Below are 881 nucleotides of genomic sequence, written 5' to 3'. Positions count from 1 at the left end.
AGCGCCGTTTAAAGCTACTGTAGCAACAGGTACACCACCAGGCATTTGTAGAATAGATAAAACAGAGTCCCATCCGTCAATTGAATTGCTGCTTTTTACAGGCACACCAATAACAGGTAAAGGTGATAATGAGGCTATCATACCAGGTAAATGTGCAGCACCACCTGCACCAGCAATTATTACTGAAAAACCACGCGAGTGCGCATTTTTTCCGTAGTCAAATAACTTTTCGGGAGTACGGTGTGCAGATACTATATCTACTTCAACTTCAATATCAAACCCTTTTAAGATGTCTATAGCATCTTGCATAACAGGAAGATCACTTTTGCTTCCCATAATTACGCCTATTTTACTCATAACTAAATTTTAAGTTCTAAATATTCAAACATTAAATTTTAAATTTACTTGGGCAATTTTTAGTAATTTAATGGTTGTTTATTGTAATTTATTCGCTTATTACTTTAATGGATTTTTTAACTTCTTCGGCAACACGTCTGGCTTCATTTAAATTTTCATTTACAATGGTAACGTGCCCCATTTTTCTAAACGGTCTGGTTTCTTTTTTTCCATAAATGTGCGGTGTAACGCCATCCATTTGCATAATGGTTTCAATATTTTGGTATACCACATTGCCTGTAAAACCCTCAGCACCAACAAGGTTTACCATAACGCCACCAACTTTACTATCGGTTCTGCCAAGAGGTAAATTTAAAATGGCACGTATGTGTTGCTCAAATTGTGATGTGTAACTAGCTTCAATAGTTTGGTGCCCAGAGTTGTGAGGTCTTGGGGCTACCTCGTTAACCAAAATGTCATCATTTTCAGTTTGAAACATTTCAACGGCCAAAAGCCCAACATGGTTAAATGCTTCAGATACTTTT

The 881-nt window shown here is 36.9% G+C and carries 2 protein-coding genes; both read right to left on the bottom strand.

The genetic code is table 11. The features are described from left to right. Positions 1 to 357 (bottom strand): 5-(carboxyamino)imidazole ribonucleotide mutase (gene purE / locus FUA24_RS03940; protein ID WP_148540151.1); only part of this gene is annotated, 357 nt, incomplete at its 3' end. An 88-nt stretch (positions 358 to 445) separates the two neighbouring features. Beyond that, positions 446 to 881, bottom strand: a 436-nt coding sequence (locus FUA24_RS03935) for an ATP-grasp domain-containing protein (protein ID WP_148540150.1), incomplete at its 5' end; no start/stop codon positions are given.

Source organism: Seonamhaeicola marinus, assembly GCF_008085455.1.
This window is presented reverse-complemented; position numbering and strand designations above follow the sequence as displayed.